15 protein-coding genes and 1 tRNA gene are annotated in these 16,614 nt (G+C 40.3%); 1 reads left to right on the top strand and 15 read right to left on the bottom strand.

All coding sequences use genetic code 11. The features are described 5' to 3' along the window. Positions 1–108 precede the first annotated feature (108 nt). The 5 genes from GM182_RS03775 to glpK form a co-directional block, all read right to left on the bottom strand. Positions 109–185 (bottom strand) — tRNA-Pro (locus GM182_RS03775). Positions 186–227: 42 nt separating this feature from the next. Continuing rightward, positions 228–599 (bottom strand): DUF1667 domain-containing protein, encoded by a 372-nt coding sequence (locus tag GM182_RS03770; protein WP_449187257.1) that lies wholly within the window; start codon positions 597–599, stop codon positions 228–230. Continuing rightward, positions 599–1,825 (bottom strand): NAD(P)/FAD-dependent oxidoreductase, encoded by a 1,227-nt coding sequence (locus GM182_RS03765; protein WP_449187256.1) that lies wholly within the window; start codon positions 1,823–1,825, stop codon positions 599–601. Before GM182_RS03765 ends, GM182_RS03770 begins: the two co-directional genes overlap by 1 nt. Next, positions 1,822–3,276: an NAD(P)/FAD-dependent oxidoreductase gene (locus tag GM182_RS03760; RefSeq protein ID WP_449187255.1), complete on the bottom strand. Its 1,455-nt coding sequence runs from the start codon at positions 3,274–3,276 to the stop codon at positions 1,822–1,824. The genes GM182_RS03765 and GM182_RS03760 overlap by 4 nt, the downstream gene beginning before the upstream one ends. 6 nt (positions 3,277–3,282) lie before the next feature. Then, the gene (gene glpK, locus GM182_RS03755; RefSeq protein WP_449187254.1) at positions 3,283–4,773 is read right to left on the bottom strand and encodes a glycerol kinase GlpK; all 1,491 of its coding nucleotides are present in this window, start codon (positions 4,771–4,773) and stop codon (positions 3,283–3,285) included. Between the two features lie 39 nt (positions 4,774–4,812). Between glpK and folK the strand changes: the two genes are divergently transcribed. Then, on the top strand, positions 4,813–5,286 hold the full coding sequence (folK, locus tag GM182_RS03750) for a 2-amino-4-hydroxy-6-hydroxymethyldihydropteridine diphosphokinase (RefSeq protein ID WP_449187253.1): 474 nt from the start codon (positions 4,813–4,815) through the stop codon (positions 5,284–5,286). Here the strand turns inward: folK and murC are convergent. The 10 genes from murC to GM182_RS03700 are packed head-to-tail and all read right to left on the bottom strand — an operon-like array spanning position 5,253 to position 16,608. Then, positions 5,253–6,626 (bottom strand): UDP-N-acetylmuramate--L-alanine ligase, encoded by a 1,374-nt coding sequence (gene murC / locus GM182_RS03745; RefSeq protein WP_449187252.1) that lies wholly within the window; start codon positions 6,624–6,626, stop codon positions 5,253–5,255. The two genes, folK and murC, sit on opposite strands and share 34 nt — an antisense overlap. Then, complete coding sequence (der, locus tag GM182_RS03740; protein ID WP_449187251.1) at positions 6,623–7,960, bottom strand: ribosome biogenesis GTPase Der; 1,338 nt, start codon at positions 7,958–7,960, stop codon at positions 6,623–6,625. The genes murC and der overlap by 4 nt, the downstream gene beginning before the upstream one ends. 12 nt (positions 7,961–7,972) lie before the next feature. Further along, positions 7,973–8,893 (bottom strand): UDP-N-acetylmuramate dehydrogenase, encoded by a 921-nt coding sequence (gene murB / locus GM182_RS03735; RefSeq protein WP_449187250.1) that lies wholly within the window; start codon positions 8,891–8,893, stop codon positions 7,973–7,975. Positions 8,894–8,895: 2 nt separating this feature from the next. After that, positions 8,896–9,858 (bottom strand): UDP-N-acetylglucosamine--N-acetylmuramyl-(pentapeptide) pyrophosphoryl-undecaprenol N-acetylglucosamine transferase, encoded by a 963-nt coding sequence (locus GM182_RS03730; RefSeq protein WP_449187249.1) that lies wholly within the window; start codon positions 9,856–9,858, stop codon positions 8,896–8,898. Then, positions 9,855–11,201 carry an FtsW/RodA/SpoVE family cell cycle protein gene (locus GM182_RS03725; protein WP_449187248.1) on the bottom strand — a complete coding sequence of 449 codons (1,347 nt, stop codon included), beginning with the start codon at positions 11,199–11,201 and terminating at the stop codon, positions 9,855–9,857. The genes GM182_RS03730 and GM182_RS03725 overlap by 4 nt, the downstream gene beginning before the upstream one ends. Continuing rightward, positions 11,194–12,531 (bottom strand): UDP-N-acetylmuramoyl-L-alanine--D-glutamate ligase, encoded by a 1,338-nt coding sequence (gene murD / locus GM182_RS03720; protein WP_449187247.1) that lies wholly within the window; start codon positions 12,529–12,531, stop codon positions 11,194–11,196. The genes GM182_RS03725 and murD overlap by 8 nt, the downstream gene beginning before the upstream one ends. Then, entirely contained in the window at positions 12,515–13,399 is an 885-nt protein-coding gene (locus GM182_RS03715) for a phospho-N-acetylmuramoyl-pentapeptide-transferase (RefSeq protein ID WP_449187246.1), read from the bottom strand. Before GM182_RS03715 ends, murD begins: the two co-directional genes overlap by 17 nt. After that, positions 13,386–14,786: a UDP-N-acetylmuramoyl-tripeptide--D-alanyl-D-alanine ligase gene (locus GM182_RS03710; protein WP_449187245.1), complete on the bottom strand. Its 1,401-nt coding sequence runs from the start codon at positions 14,784–14,786 to the stop codon at positions 13,386–13,388. Before GM182_RS03710 ends, GM182_RS03715 begins: the two co-directional genes overlap by 14 nt. Then, positions 14,765–16,234 (bottom strand): Mur ligase family protein, encoded by a 1,470-nt coding sequence (locus GM182_RS03705; protein WP_449187244.1) that lies wholly within the window; start codon positions 16,232–16,234, stop codon positions 14,765–14,767. The genes GM182_RS03710 and GM182_RS03705 overlap by 22 nt, the downstream gene beginning before the upstream one ends. Next, positions 16,234–16,608, bottom strand: a complete 375-nt coding sequence (locus tag GM182_RS03700; protein ID WP_449187243.1) for a hypothetical protein — start codon at positions 16,606–16,608, stop codon at positions 16,234–16,236. The genes GM182_RS03705 and GM182_RS03700 overlap by 1 nt, the downstream gene beginning before the upstream one ends. Positions 16,609–16,614: the final 6 nt, after the last annotated feature.

The following is a 16,614-nucleotide window of genomic DNA, read 5'->3' as shown; positions in this document are numbered from 1 at the left end:
AAATAAGTATACATCAATAAGTATGTACCAGCAAGACCTTGCATTTATTATCGAATAAAAGGAGGGAAAATCGCATATTGTGGAATATTTAAGTTTCAAAAACAAAAATGGTCGGGGCGGGCGGATTTGAACCGCCGACCACTCGCACCCCAAACGAGTGCGCTACCTGGCTGCGCTACGCCCCGACCGACCAAGCAAATAAATTATACAAGGAAGCTTCCAGTATGTCAAGAGGTTCCAACGGAACGAGTGGCTACAACTATTATATGCTTACCTCCGATATTATCAGCTATAACATCTCCCACTTTTACAGGTGGTTGCACAACAAGTGTTTTAAGATAAGAAACAACCTCCTTCATCTGGGATACAGGCACAGGAGTAAGTGTTTTTACGGGCACTACCCTAACCTCTCCTACAGGTTTCGCTAGCTTTATTGTTGTTGTTACAATCTGCATATTCTGACCAGCTGTCTCTTTGGCAAAGTTTCTTCCCCTTTCACATAGACCTCCAATAACTTCAACAACATTCCCACTGTCATCAAGAACAATCTCTATTTCACACCCTACAGGACACATTATGCACTTACATTGACGCCTCATTATTCATGCACCTCCAATGCCACATTCAATGCAAAGGCCGTTTTTAACATATCACCGGGCACACACACTTCAAGCATCTGGGCTGGCACAATATCTTTTATCTCGTGTTTTATCTGGCCGTGATCAGTGGACACATGTATAGTGGCAGAAGCAACAGGTCTTCTTACACGAATAAATATCTTTACACAGTTCTCTAAAAGTGGCAAAGTAATATGAGAAGGATATACAGTAAGACCTTCGGATACAACAGGAATTTTCTTATCTATTACTATTTCCGACAAAATAGCATTGGCCGCCATTTTACCTGACAGTGACGCATGATCAGCAAGGTCGAATATCATCGCACTATTGCCTATGATATGTACACCCGGTATATCTGTCATAAAGTTTTGGTCGAAGTCTACATAAAACCCCTTCTTGATAGGAACATAGTGTTTGAGAAGACCGGTGTTTGGTATAAGGCCTATAGAGAAAAGAACGGTATCCACCTCAAACACTTCATAATCGTCAGAGATAATATTCCACTGTCCATCTACCTTTGCCACATAAACCTTATGCACTCTTCCATCTTTACCCTCTATATGAATAACTTTTCTTGATAAATAAAGAGGTATACCAAAATCTTCAAGACAGGCCTTCACATTACGGGGAAGACCTCCGGGAAATGGATTGATTTCAATAACACCAACAACTTCTGCTCCTTCAAGGGTCAGTCTTCTTGCCATAATAAGTCCCACATCGCCTGAACCGACTATAAGCACTTTATTTCCTGGAAGCCACCCCTTTATATTGGTAAATGTCTGTGCCAATCCAGCTGTATAAATACCGGCAACTCGGTGACCTGGTGTCAGTATACCGGCCGGTGTGCGCTCTCTTGCACCTGTGGCAATAATAATTTTGTCAAACTCCTCTTCGTATTCTCCAAGTTTCGGAGCCTGAAGCACCAACGATTTCTTACCATCTTTTACCTGTAAAGCTTTGACATAGGTATTTGTTCTAACATCAATATTTAAATCTTTTATAGTATCTTCCAGACGTTGAGCAAATTCAGGGCCGGTTAGCTCTTCACCAAACATATGAAGCCCAAAGCCCGGATGAATACACTGGTTAAGTATGCCTCCCATACGCTCCTCTACATCAACAAGAACTGTTTTAACACCATTACTGGCAAGTGTCTTGGCAGCCTCCATACCGGCACTACCTGCACCTATAACGGCAACTTTCACCTGACATCACCACCTTTTACAGAAACAAAAAAGGCCTTTTCTTTATCGGCAGATTTCTTTACATATTGGGGAAGAATACCTTTTTCTCTAGCCAATATCTCCATAATCTTAGGCAGACAGTAAGTGCCACCACAATGGCCACCTGTTACACCAAGTCTTCTCTTGATGGCATCGACATCGTTAACACCAGGAGTCAGTCTAATAACATCAACAATCTCTCCTTCACTAACCTGTCTACACCTACAAACAATCTTTCCATAATCTTCGCGGGCCTTTGTCAATTCTCTTCTCATCTGCTCTGGCAAGAACTTGATATACGGTGGAAACTCGTATGTATCATCCCACTCTGACTTCTCTTTGAGGTCTATAAGTTCTCCTACCATATCAACAACCATCTCGGCAATGGCCGGTGCTGAAGCAAGACCTGGGGATTCTATACCGGCCACATGAATAACACCTTTCACAGTTTCACTATGGGCTATGTAAAAATCGCCGGTATTCCCTGTTGGACGCAGTCCAGCAAACGATGCAAATGCCCACTTTTCGTATTCAAACGGAACCAGTTTCTTAGCACCTTTGATAACCGTCTGAAGGCCATGCAGTGTTGTAGCCGTATCAGGCTTATCAAGGTTTTCGGCATTGGGACCAATCATAACCTCCATACCAACTGTGGGAAGCACCAGTATACCCTTAGAAATCGGGGTTGGTGTTGGAAATAGCACAGTACTAACATGCAGAGGGGCATCGTCATCTATGATGAGGTATTCTCCTCTACGAGGGGTAATCTTGAACCAGTCTTCGCCTACCATAGCCATAATCTTATCGGCAAAAAGACCTGCGGCATTGATAACAATTCTGGTCTTGAAAATACCTCTGTTGGTATGGACATTTAGAAGCCCCGTTTCCTCATCACGGGTGATATTTGTTACCTCAGTAAGAAGTTTTAGCTCTCCTCCGTTTTTGATACCATTGGCAACAGGGGCTATAGCGGCCCTCATGGGATGAATAATACCGGCAGTGGGAGTAACCAGTGCCATAGTTGTCTTCTCTGTCAGATGCGGCTCTCTTTTTCTTGCCTCTTCACCGCTGATAATATAGGCCTCTACACCGTTCTTTTTGGCCCTTTCTTTCAGCTCATAAATAGTCTCCTGTCTGTCTTCTTCGGTGGCAACAATCATTGCACCTGTAGGGTAAAAAGGAATATTTAACTTTTCAACCCACTTATGCCACAGATAATTACCCCTAACATTGAGTTTGGCCTTTAGTGTACCCGGTTTAGGGTCATGACCTGAGTGAATAATGGCACTGTTGGCCTTGGTGGCACCACCACCAGCAATATCTGCGGACTTCTCAACGAGTAAAGTTTTTATCTGGTACTTATTAAGCAGATAGAAAATTGTAGAACCGCTAATACCAGCACCAATAACAACAACATCATATACCTCTGACAATGTGTATCACCTCTCTATATCTTTTACCCAATTTAGTGAGCGTTTAACAGCCTGTTTCCAAGCAAAGTATAGTTTATCACTTTCCTCTTTATTCATAGAAGGGGTAAAAACTTTCTCTTCTTTCCATATCTGTTGTATTTCCTCTATACTTTTCCATACATTTACACTGAGTCCTGCAAGAAAAGCAGCACCAAGTGCCGTTGTCTCTGTAATCTCGGGTCTTACAACAGGTACTCCCAACATATCTGATTGGAACTGCATAATGAAATTATTGCGGGACACACCGCCATCTACCCTTATCTGTTTAATATCTACACCACTATCTTTCATTACCTCTATGACATCTCTTGTGCTATATGCTATTGCCTCTGAGACAGCCCTTGCAATATGAGCCCTTGTTGTAGCCCTTGTGATACCTATAAGAAGTCCTCTTGCGTACTGGTCCCAATATGGAGCCCCCAGTCCAGCCAGTGCAGGAACAAAGTATACTCCACCGTTATCAGGTACCGATGTGGCTAAAGGTTCAATATCGGCAGATTTTTCAATGATGCCAAGCCCATCACGAAGCCACTGCACGGCTGAGCCCGATACAAAAACACTACCTTCCAAAGCATAAAATGTATCTTCCCCAATTTTCCAGGCAACAGTGGTCAACAGCCCATCAGCATATCTCGGCTTTGTTCCTGTATTGACCAATATAAATGTCCCCGTTCCATATGTTGTTTTAACCATGCCTTTTTCAAAGCAGGCCTGTCCAAACAATGCCGACTGTTGGTCACCGGCCATACCGGATATGGGCACCTTACCTCCCAGTGCCGTGGCATAGCCATAAATCTCAGAAGATGGCACAATAGACGGAAGGATGTCTTTGGGAACACCAAACAGCTCAAGAAGCTCTTCATCCCACTGTAGTGTGTGTATATTCATAAGCATTGTGCGTGATGCATTACTAACATCAGTTACATGTACCTTACCCTCTGTCAGTTTCCACACAAGGAAGGAATCTATAGTGCCAAATCTTAAGCGTCCCTGATTGGCAAGATTCCTCGCCTCTGGCACATTATCCCAAATCCACTTAATTTTAAAGGCGGAAAAGTATGAATCAGGAATAAGTCCTGTCTTTTTCTTGATAAGCTCTTTATACTTTTCAGCATATTGTTGTGCCATTTCTGCTGTTCTTCGACATTGCCACACAATGGCGTTGTATACAGGTTTACCTGTTTTGGCATCCCATAATATGGTTGTCTCTCTCTGGTTGGTGATACCGATGGCACTGATATCGCTAATACTTAAAGACGCCATATTTAGTGCATCGTTAATTGATGCCAGTTGTGCATTCCAAATATCTTCGGGATCATGCTCCACCCATCCGGGCTGGGGATATATCTGACGAAATTCATGTTGGCCTACTCCGACAATCTCGGCTTTTTCATTGAAAATAATAGCTCTCACACTTGTTGTGCCTTCATCAAGAGAGAGAACATATGACATATACATCACCTCTTTAGAGCAGTTTGTATTTAGTATAATACGAGCATGAGGGTATTAATAGCACTAGGAAGTAATAAAGGGGATCGCCGTGCATTTATTAAAAAAGCCATATATGCTATTGATAATTTAGAAAAGACACGTGTTGCAACGATATCTCGCATTATGCCATATGAAGCATGGGGGCCAGCAATAGCAACCTTTCTCAATGCCACGGCCGTGTTAGAAACTTTCCTTCATCCCCTAGAGCTACTTCAACACATGCAAAAAATTGAATATGAACTTCATGGTAGAGAACGGCCATACAAATGGGGACCACGAACCATAGATTTAGATATATTGCTGATAGAAGATTATGTTATAGAGCACCCCCAGCTAAAGGTGCCACACCCTTATATGACAGAAAGAATCTTTGTATTAGAGCCTGCGTGTCAGATAGCACCGCACTGGGTACATCCTACCAAGAGACGTACCATCAAACATCTTTATCACTCGTTGCTGAGAAGTTTCCACACTTTATAGACATCGCCAGCACCTATAAGCACGATAACAACCTTACCATTTGTATCATGCTTTGCTTGCATGAGATTACTGACAATATTATCCCAAGTAGAATAAAATGCACTATCTATTCCTTCGATAAGATTTTCCGTTGTAATACCCTCTATGGGTTTTTCACTGGCAGGGTATATAGGCATGACAAAGGCCTTGTCAAACTGAGATATAACATCTCTAAAGTCGTCCCATAGGGCTTTGACACGGGAATACCTATGGGGCTGGATAACCCCCCATACCTGGGCACCTGGATACATCTGCCTAACACCATCAAGGAGCGCTTTTATCTCCCTTGGATGATGGGCATAATCTTCGAGTACTGTAGCTCCATGCCATGCCCCCTTATATTCAAGACGTCTTCCAGGCATACCCGCATCTTCAAGGGCGGATGCAATAACGGCCGGTGCCACACCTAGCATATGGGTAACGACAAACGCCGCGAGGGCATTTTCAAAGTTATATTTGGTAGGATACCTTAATGTAAACGACGTAAGCCTACTACCACCCTTAACAACGGTTAGCTTTCCATCTCCCAAGAAACCAACATAATCGGCTTCTTTCCCCGAATCAGCAAAACCATATTTAATTACATGAACACCTTTGTTGTCCAAGGAAACTGCCATGTTATATAAATCATCATAATTCACATTGATAAATGTATATCCCCACCACGGCGTTTTTGCTCCGTATTGTAAAAAAGTATCATAAATATCTTCGTAAGATGAATAATGATCCATGTGTTCAATATCAATACTATGAATTACAGGATAATCGGGATATGTGTTAAGTAACGATTTATCGCTCTCATCTATTTCTGCAACAAGTAATTCCCCCCCTACGCGAACATTATTACCACTGAGTTCCGACATCGTGGAACCAATAATTATAGAAGGGTCAATAAAGGCATCTAACAAGATTTTAGCAATATAGTATGTCAGCGTCGTCTTACCGTGAGCACCAGTAATACCGATAGTAGTATTGGCCTTTGTAAAAGCACCGAGTATTTGGGAGCGGTGCACAATAGGAATATTCTTTCTAAGAAACTCCCTAAACTCTGGGTTTGCAGGAGATATTGCAGTGCTAACAACACCTAAGTCTATACTACCAGCAACATGAGATGGACTATGACCTGTGTAGATTTTCACACCAACACTTTCAAGGAAAGAACGCGTATAAAAATCCTCCCTAATGTCAGAACCACTCACGTCATGTCCCATTTCCGCAAGGGCATAGGCAAGTGCACTCATTCCTATACCGCCAATACCAATAAAGTGGACATGAAGTTTCTTCTCTATAGGAAATCTCATTTCTTTTCCCGCTCCTTCGGTTTCAGCTTAATAACAGGAAGCACACCATAAAATCCAAAGTCTTTATGAATACGGCGACGCAAAAAAGTAATGTAGTTATCGGCAACTTCATCATGATTGACGAACATAACGATAATAGGAGGTCTAATACTCGGCTGAGTTGTGTAGTAAACCTTAAATGGCTTGTTGATCTTAGTTGGTGGAGTATAGTAATCTGTAAATTCTTCAATGTAGCGATTTAATTCAGAAGTTGGTATGCGCATGGAATGGGATTCAGCTACTTTCCATATCTCATCTACAATGCGATCTACATTCCAACCTTCTTTAGCAGATATACCCATAATAGGGATATTGATACCTCTGAGATACGGCCTTTCACCTATGATTTCCCTCTTAATCTCTCTAAATTTTTTAGCTACATCTGCGGGTTTCTCGACAATTTCATCAAGCTTATTAAGGAGCAGTATATAACCTTTGCCCCTATCAAGCATATCACCTGCAATCTCGGCATCTTTATGGGTAAAACCTTCTGTAGCATCTACCACATGAAGTATGATATTGGCGTTTTTAATAGCTCTATCTGACCTTGTGTGAGCATAGTATTCAAGCTTGTCGAGCTTATTTTTTCTTCTGCGTAAACCTGCAGTATCTACAAAATAGATAGTTCCTTGAGGAGTTTCCAAAATATCATCAACAGCATCTCTTGTCGTACCTGGAATATCACTGACAACAGCCCTTTCTTTGCCGAGAAGGGCATTTAGTAGCGTGGATTTACCTACATTAGGTCTTCCCACAATGCCAACTTTAGGATACAGTTCATCATATGATTCCGCTTCACCTGTTTCTTCAGGAAATCTGCTTACAATCTTATCAAGCAAGTCTCCTGTGCGAGTACCATGCATAGACGAAATCCCTATAACATCGTCAAAACCAAGGGAATAAAATTCGTACTGAGAATCCTCACCGGCTTTATCAATCTTATTAACAACGACAATAACCTTATCAGCATAAGGTCTTAATAGTTCTGCGATACGCTCATCTACAGCTGTAATACCATCCTTTCCATCTACCATGAAAAGTATGACATCGGCATCCTCTGCCTCAGATACCGCTTTTTTATACACAGCATCAAGTAAAGGATCTTCTACATCAGCTACAATACCACCGGTGTCTACAAGATCAAATGTTCGCCCACTCCACTCAGAGATATCCCTTATTGCATCACGAGTTACACCGGGAGTTTCATCAACAATAGCTCTTCTCTTTCCAATTAATCTGTTAAATAATGTTGACTTTCCTACATTAGGTCGTCCTATGATAACAACTTTAGGCATCACTACCACTCCTTATCTATCATGAGAAATATACTTGACTTCCTCTTCAAGTACTATCCCAAACTTATCTTCCACAACCTTCTTAACATGGGATACTACAGCCAGAACATCAGAAGCAGTAGCATTGCCCAAATTCACAATGAAATTGGCATGCTTGGTGGAGACCTGTGCATCGCCTACTCTATATCCTTTAAGTCCTGCCATATCAATAAGGTAACCTGCAGCCGTATTTTCCGGGTTTTTAAAGAAACTGCCGGCACAAGGCATATCTATAGGTTGATGTTCTCTCCGCCACGCCATATGTTCACGAACAAATCCTAAAACTTCGGTAGCACTCTTATCCACTACTTTTAACCATGCCCTAACAATATAGCCTTCTACTGGCAAATTACAGTGTCTGTATCCCCACTCCAGTTCCTTGTTATTAATAAGATAAAGTTTACCATCTTTACCGATAACTTCTATCTTTTCTACATAGTCACATATACCTTTTGTAGAGGTGCCAGCGTTCATAATAATGGCTCCCCCTACAGTCCCCGGCACTCCCACCAGGAATTCAAAGCCACCCAAATCCCATGAAGCAAGTTTGTGAATAAGAGCTGGTAAATAGTCCCCGGCAAACACTTCGACGATACCGTTTTCATATTTAAAATCTGTTGGGGGGGTTTTCGTGATAATAACCCCTCCATTCCAATCCTTGTCATCAATCAAAACATTTGAGGCTCCTCCCAATATGTAAAATGGTATATCATGAGAAGAAAATAGTCTTACTGCCTCTATAAACTGTAGTCTATTTTCAGTTTTAACAATATATTTGGCTTTTCCGCCTATTTTAAATGTTGTATATTTTGACAAAGCACCCCACATCTCTATATTCAAGTTTTCATGCTCAGCCAAAGATATATCTTCAGCCAGCTGTGTATCCACCTTCACATCTACTCCCTCCCACCTATTAGATTGAGTAAACTATCGTAATCCATAATGCTTATCTTGCTTTCATTCAAGTTTTCTTCACTGGACAAAGCATCGTATATTGTATCAAATGTTAGGTCATCTATACGATGCACAGGAAAACCACTGTATATTGCATTAAAATACTGATGATCACCAGCAACACCTCGAAGAGGGACTAACAAAGCCTTTTTATTCAAAGAAAGAATTTCAGCGATGGTACCAGCTCCAGCTCTGCTAACAATGAGGTCTGCTATAGAAAACAGATGCATCAAATCACTTGTAAAACCAACAGCTACACCATGAGAATCAAACATCCGCATATCATCTTTCCCTCTTTGCCATATAACAAATACATTGTTAATTCCTTTATCTTTTAACTGCCTAATAAAAGACGAGGCTATTACATTAATCTCTACTGCCCCTTTACTGCCTCCCGAAAAGACAACAACCTTAGCATCACTGGGAATATTCCACCGCTTACGCAGCTGCTCACCTGACAAGTCTTCGTATATCTCTCTAACAGGATATCCAACAACAAGAAGTTTCTTATAAAACATAGAAGGGATAAACGGTTCACACTGATGAAAAGTGAGCAATATCTTGTCGGCAAAATGAAAAAGCACCTTGTTTGCTCTACCTGGTACAACATTTTGCTCATGAACCCAAAGGGTTCCAATTTTTCTCTTAGCCATAATTGAAGGTAGTACAACATGGCGACTACCAAAAGATATCACTGCATCTATATCACCTTTGTGTTTGGCTATAAAACGGGTGAATGACTTTAGACTATCCATATGTACAATCCAGCTATCGGCAACTTCAAAGTGTTTTTCCCCAAAGACGGTGAGTTTTACTTCTTGTCCTCTAAAACGTAATGCTTGTCCGAGACTAAATGCAGGAAAAAAATGTCCACCTGACGCTGTCCCTGCTATCAGTAAAATCACTGCACTGCCCCCTCTTTGTCTTTCATATTGTGTTTCCAATCTTCTGCAACAAATACTGCGGCAATACTATTCATTATTGTAAATATTATAAGTCCGGTTCTCCCCCACGAGAGAAATGGAACAGATATACCTGTAGGTGGAAATACATCATAAGTAGAAAGCATATTAAAAACCATCTGTAAAAGAAACCACAAAGCAAATCCCGATACAAATAGTCCTTTATAAGATTTCATTCGAAGACCAGATATCAGAAAAAACATTCCCCAAGACAACCATAATCCTACAAGTAATAGTTCAAACACCATTCCGAGCGTAACAGCTGTAAATGGTAGTATAGCATCAGACCATGGCACTGGAGGAATGTAGTTCATATTAGCAGGATAACTACCCCATAGACCACCCTTAAAAACAGCAAGAAAGTTTTTGACAACATGATAACTAATACCATTGGGATCTATAAATGGATCTTTCCAAACAAGTAAACGACTTATAGCGTGAGCAAATTGGTGAGGAATGGTTCCCTCAAGTGGAACACTTCTTAAGTGATAAGCTGATATAAATATACCTACAAGAACTACCGATGCTATATGTCTTCCTCTTCTACCATACCAAAGCATAAGCATGAATAAGAACCATAAGGCAAATAGTGAAGAGGTGCTTATATCTGGCTCGAGTAATATAAGAACATATGTTAAACCAAATAATATAGCCATTATGAAGAAATTCTTCCCAGTAATTCTTGTCTCGACATATACAACAGTAACTACGTATATAAGTAGCGTGGTAAATGCCAATGCTAAGCCTAAGACATTAGATAGAAATAGCGAACCCACAAATATACCTAGGGTAATGACTGAAAAAATCTTTTCTGAAACGGGCACAAGTTCAGGATTATGTTTTTGTTTATACCAATCCGCCCATATCTCTTCAATAACAAAGGAAATAAATATAAGAACTATCAGCTTCGCGATATCTGATATCTGAAAACCGAATAACCACCGTTTAGCACCATATATAGATGGTGCTACTGGCGTGAGCAGAAACATCAATAAACCAATGGTCACAATCATCAATATATACTTGATAGGATTCAATATAGAGCGGAAAAACTTATCAAGCAATTTAGGAGAAATAAGAAATATAAACGTTGCCGTTGCAATTGACGCTAAAAGTCCATAAAGGCCTCGCAACCAGAAATGGGGTTGATATATGACAAGAGCTCCAGGATCAAGTGTGTAAGCGATATAAGCTATAAGCTGGGAAAACATGATCATAACAAGCAATGCCACAAAAAGTTGTAATTTTATCGGTATATCTTGACTTTCCTTTCCCAGCTTAGTCATACTCCTTCGCCAGCCTGTTTACAATCTCTACAAATGTGTCTCCTCTGTGTTTGTAGTTGTTAAACATATCAAAGCTGGCACACGCTGGAGATAAAAGCACAGTATCACCTGGTTGGGCTTTCTTCCATAAAAGGGTAACAGCATCTTCTAGACTATCCACCAATTCATATTGAGAGTAGCCTATCTTATCCAAACTAGATTTAATATCAGAAGAGGTTTCGCCTATAAGGGCAATATATTTAACCCCTAATCTCTTTATCTCTTCTGCAAGTTCATCATACGACGTATCCTTTTTACTACCCCCAAGAATTAAAAGCAATTTAGAGCCTTCAAATCCTTTGATAGCAGCAATAGTAGATGCTACATTGGTGGCTTTTGAATCATTGATAAAGATAACTCCGCCTATAGTGGCAACCTCTTCCATCCTATGCCTGGCAAAGACAAAATCACTAAGAGATTCCGATGTTATTTCTCTAAGTTCTTTCTCATAGCCCAGTGCTATCAAAGCACTAAGAGCACCTAGTAAATCTTCAAGGTATGGAGGATACAAGAATCTTGGGTTTCCAGTTAAATCCCAGAGTAAACGATCATGGACATATACCTTATGATCGCGGACCATTACATCGGCATCTTGACCAGAGGGAGAAAACAACATTACAAAAGATGGAACCATAGATGCCCCTTTACTAGTCCATATATCATCGGCATTAAATATGGCAAAATCCTCTCTATCTTGATTGAGAAACATTCTCATCTTGGCCATGAAATATCCTTGCATATCACCATGTCTATTTAAATGATCAGGAGTTAAGTTTAGAAATACGCCAATATGCGGTTTAAATGTTGGAGCATATTCAAGCTGAAAAGAACTTACCTCTACAACGGGAATACCGTTAAATTCCACAGCATCAAGTACAGGAACACCAATATTGCCAAATGTTTGAGAATTGACCCCTAATTTGCGAAGAAGATGGTCAACAAGCATTGTCGTTGTCGTCTTACCATTGGTCCCTGTTATGGCTATCCAGTCATTTTTTTCCCTGTCAGTATAGGCAATTTCTATATCCCCGATGGCTGGAATACCCTTCTGGGTAAAGTAGGAAACAACGGGATGGTTGGGAGCAAATCCCGGAGAAACAGCCAATATGTCTATTCCTTCTAAGTAGAAAACTGATTCCTTTTCTTCCCATGTAGAACTTTCAGGATACGATAAACCTAAATTATCGTCATAGATATACACAATAGCCCTTTTTTTCCTAAGGTATGAAATCATAGATTTACCAGTTATACCATACCCCAGTACAAGTATTTTTTTATTTTGCCAATACATATGCTATCACCGTCGCAATCATACCACCTAAAGTTTGAAAAAATGTAAAACGAAAGACTATTTGTGGTTCACTCCAACCTAGCTTCTGAAAATGATGATGAATAGGAGACATAAGAAAAATTCTGTTACCTGTCCTCTTAAAATGGAGTACTTGTATTATAACTGATAATGTTTCAACAACAAAAACAATACCAATAAGCAACAGATACATTTCCATTTTGCTTCTTAAAAAAATAGTGGCAAGAATACCACCAATGGCAAAGGCACCTGTATCACCCATAAATATATCTGCAGGATGGGCATTGAACCATAAAAATCCTATCAAGAAACCTATAAGCATAAAGAACACGGCACCATATCCCGGTAAAAGTAACATTGAAAACAAGACAGCCACTATAGATGTCATAGCAAGGAGGCTATCAATACCATCTGTCATATTGGTAGCATTGACAACTGCCATAAACACAACAACAACCCATGCGATTTCCCATATAGAAGAAAATCGCCCCCATAAATATGCCCCAAGTATACCTATAAGGACCTGAAGCACAATTTTCTCTCGGGCTTTTAGTGGTCTATTGACACCTTTGATACCAAGTTTCATAATATCGTCTATAGTACCAACAAGCCCTATTAATACAGCAGGAAGCATATACCATGTTTTTGCCCAGAACATCAATACAATCATCAAAATAAGCAGAGGTATACCACCCAGAGGGGGAACTTTTCTCTTAGTTTCTTCATAAAAATCGCGACTGTTTTTCTGCCACAGTCGCCTTTCACTAGCAAGCTCTACTATTAGTCCACATCCTCCTAAGCCTGCGAGCAAACCCGGAAGAAGCCATTTACTCATTTCAAGCGGGTTCATCTTCCACCAGCCCCACTACTTTTAAGAGTTTTTCAAGATGAATACTTCTCGATCCTTTAAAAGCCACAACAGAGTATCTATCCATCAAATCATTCACCTCGTCAACGATACTATCCACATTATCGTATAGCTCAACAGAGTGAAAACCACCGTCTACCAGTTTATCATATGTGGCCTTGACCTCGCTACCAACAAGCACAATCTTAGCTGGAGATAAAGAAGCCAAAAGATCTGCAAGCTCCTCATGATACTTACGAGAGTGCTTTCCAAGCTCCTTCATATCTCCAATAAATACAAGCAGAGATTCTTTATCTTGGACAAGCTTATCCAGTGTTTGAATAAAATACTTCATACTGGCTGGTGATGCATTATAAGCATCAAAGACGATCTTCTTGTCCCCTATATCGTATACCTGCATACGGCCCCATACAGGAGAAAATTCTTCAAGTCTTGAGGCAATATAAGATAATGTCATATCATATATAAAGCCAACGGCTATAGCAGCCATAACATCAAATACATAGTGAATGCCATGAAGTGGGATATGTATTTTTTTACTTTCGCCAAATGCATTTATAGTAAAAGTTGTACCACTCCAGTCAACGGTAATACCTCGAGCTGATATATCTACATGTCCTTTTCTACCAAAGGTAATAACTTGATCGGAATGAATGTATGCATAATCCTTAACATCCTTATATAAAGAACCCGGTATAATAACCCATCCATTGGTGCGGACGTGTCTAAGAGCTTTAAGATTTTCCTTCTTGACAGTAGATAAGCTACCAAGATACTCTAGATGCTCAGCTGCAATAGCTGTAACAACAAGAATCTTGGGTTTTACTATACTAGCTAAAATATCTACATCTCCTACCTCATGCAGTGCAAGTTCAAAAACCGACATAGGAATACCCAAGGGCATATTAATTATTTCAGATGGCACGGAAATAAGGGTATTGAAATTACCGGGAGTGCGATAAAGCGTATAAATCCCAGATAGTATATGTGATATCAACTCTTTTGTAGTTGTTTTACCTACACTACCTATAACAGCAATAGTATCATTATCTACTTCCATCTGCATACGGGCACTTGCAATTTCCCATAGGGCTTTTAAGGTATTAGAAACACCAATTAGAGGTTGTGTATGATAGTATTTAAAGAAATATTCCTCCCCAACTAAAGCGGCAACAGCACCGCGCTTTAAGGCATCATTCACATATTCGTGACCATCTGCATGCTCACCTTTGAGAGCCACAAATAGATCTCCTTCTTTAATCATACGACTATCGAATCTAATACGCTTGTATGCACTATAAGGTGAAACATTACCCAAGTGACCACCAGTTATACTTACAACACGCCCTATGGTTCTAAAACGCCACACGATATGCCCATCTCCTTTAAGACATTAAGATCTGAAAAGTCTAAGTTAACACCCTCTTTAGTAATATAGGCTTTTTCATCTCCTCGCCCTGCCAGAACAAGAACATCGCCAGGTTTACTTCTCTTCCATGCTTCTGCTACAGCAGATCTTCTTCCACCTACATATAATACCTTGTGAGAATACCCTCTTGAAACCCCACTATATACATCCATACATATAGTTTCTTCATCTTCTCCCTTCGGGTTATGTGGAGATATAAAAAGGGCATCGGCCATTCTACTGGCTATAGCTCCGATTTTCCAACGTTTTACCCTGTCACCACTACCAACAGCTCCGACAACTATCATAATTCTCCTACCAGGATATAGATGTTTCACATCCTCTATTAATCCCTGTACAGCCCTTGGTGTGTGAGCATAATCTACAATAACTGTTCGTCCCTCACATTGGTACGTTGCAAACCTACCAGAAGGTTTAGGCAAAGAGGATAAAACACCAGCATCTATACCAAATCCTAACTGATGGGCAAGTCCCAAAACTCCGGTCAAATTGTATATAAAAAACGAAGGCATAGCTGGTATCTGTGCCTTAAGAACGAAATCTTTTAGCAGCCACTCTACATGTATTTTCCCATTGTGTCTCCGCCATCTCCAAACAGTATAATCGGCATCGGGAACCATACCATATGTAATGGAACCCTCTCCAGACATCCTGAACAGCCTTCTTCCCCAATGATTCTGCAAACCAATAATGCGTCTTTCTTCTGGAACAGTAAACATAAAGCTATATTTTATTCTAAAGTATCCTTCTAATACGGGATGGGCATCTTGATGCTCTGGTTCTAGATTGGTAAATAGCGTCCACTGAAAAGGCACATAGGCTACACGACCTGTCATAATACCATGCGAAGATACTTCTATATAAATACGCTTAACACCTTTATCTTGTAATGTCCATATGCTTTCCCATAAGACATCGGGAAATGGTGTAGTATTACCAAGCGACTCTTTTAAAACCTTACCCTTAGCCCACAATCCTGTTGTTCCTATAGAACCACCATCTGGATCAATATAATGTGACCAAAACGTCGTGGATGACTTTCCATTTGTGCCTGTAACTCCGATAAAAGTAATATCAGAGACATCTCTAATACGACTAAGAATATATGCGGAAAACACAATAGGATCTTTAGTTTCTATCCAAAAGTGAGTATCTAGAGGGAAGTCATCTGGTGGTGCCATATAAGAAATAACACCAACAGCCCCTCTTTCTAAGGCTTGTTTCCAGAAGCGCACCCCGTCAACATGGGTACCCTTCACGGCAGTAAAAATATAACCAGGCTCTATACGGCGAGAATCAAATCTAACACCTAGAATGCCATTTTCATGCTTACCCCAAATTTTATATGCAGGTGCTCCTTCAATTAGAGTTTTTAACTGTCTTTCCACTACCTCTCCACCTTAACAGCAACAGGATAATAAGAGTTACCTATATCGTAAATATTGATATCATCAGAGTACTGTTTTATACGCGATATTTCACCTATAACAGAACCACTACCAATACCTTCTGCTTTAACGGAATGGAATACCATGAGATATGATGATAAAGTCACAATAAGAACAAGACCTACTACAAGTAATACAACCATAACCAATAAACGCATCACCGCCAGCAAACTCCTAATATGGCTCCCTTCATAACCAACATGAGAGATTTCTTCTTTCTCCTCTACAATAATAAGCGAGGATCCTTTTCTTAGTGGCTCTATTTCCTGCAATTCTTCATAATTAAACTTCCTCGCCGTCCCTGGCCCTGCCAACCCAAC

Origin of the sequence: Zhurongbacter thermophilus (assembly GCF_026184435.1) — a bacterium.
GTDB lineage: Bacteria > Coprothermobacterota > Coprothermobacteria > Coprothermobacterales > JAADFF01 > JAADFF01.
This window is presented reverse-complemented; position numbering and strand designations above follow the sequence as displayed.

What these genes read in the sequence shown, in the direction of transcription:
- GM182_RS03770 (WP_449187257.1), bottom strand. Translation starts at nt 599, where the DNA reads ATGAGGCGTCAATGTAAGTGCATAATGTGTCCTGTAGGGTGTGAAATA.
- glpK (WP_449187254.1), bottom strand. Translation starts at nt 4,773, where the DNA reads ATGTATATGTCATATGTTCTCTCTCTTGATGAAGGCACAACAAGTGTG.
- folK (WP_449187253.1), top strand. Translation starts at nt 4,813, where the DNA reads ATGAGGGTATTAATAGCACTAGGAAGTAATAAAGGGGATCGCCGTGCA.
- murC (WP_449187252.1), bottom strand. Translation starts at nt 6,626, where the DNA reads ATGAGATTTCCTATAGAGAAGAAACTTCATGTCCACTTTATTGGTATT.
- der (WP_449187251.1), bottom strand. Translation starts at nt 7,960, where the DNA reads ATGCCTAAAGTTGTTATCATAGGACGACCTAATGTAGGAAAGTCAACA.
- GM182_RS03725 (WP_449187248.1), bottom strand. Translation starts at nt 11,201, where the DNA reads ATGACTAAGCTGGGAAAGGAAAGTCAAGATATACCGATAAAATTACAA.
- murD (WP_449187247.1), bottom strand. Translation starts at nt 12,531, where the DNA reads ATGTATTGGCAAAATAAAAAAATACTTGTACTGGGGTATGGTATAACT.
- GM182_RS03715 (WP_449187246.1), bottom strand. Translation starts at nt 13,399, where the DNA reads ATGAACCCGCTTGAAATGAGTAAATGGCTTCTTCCGGGTTTGCTCGCA.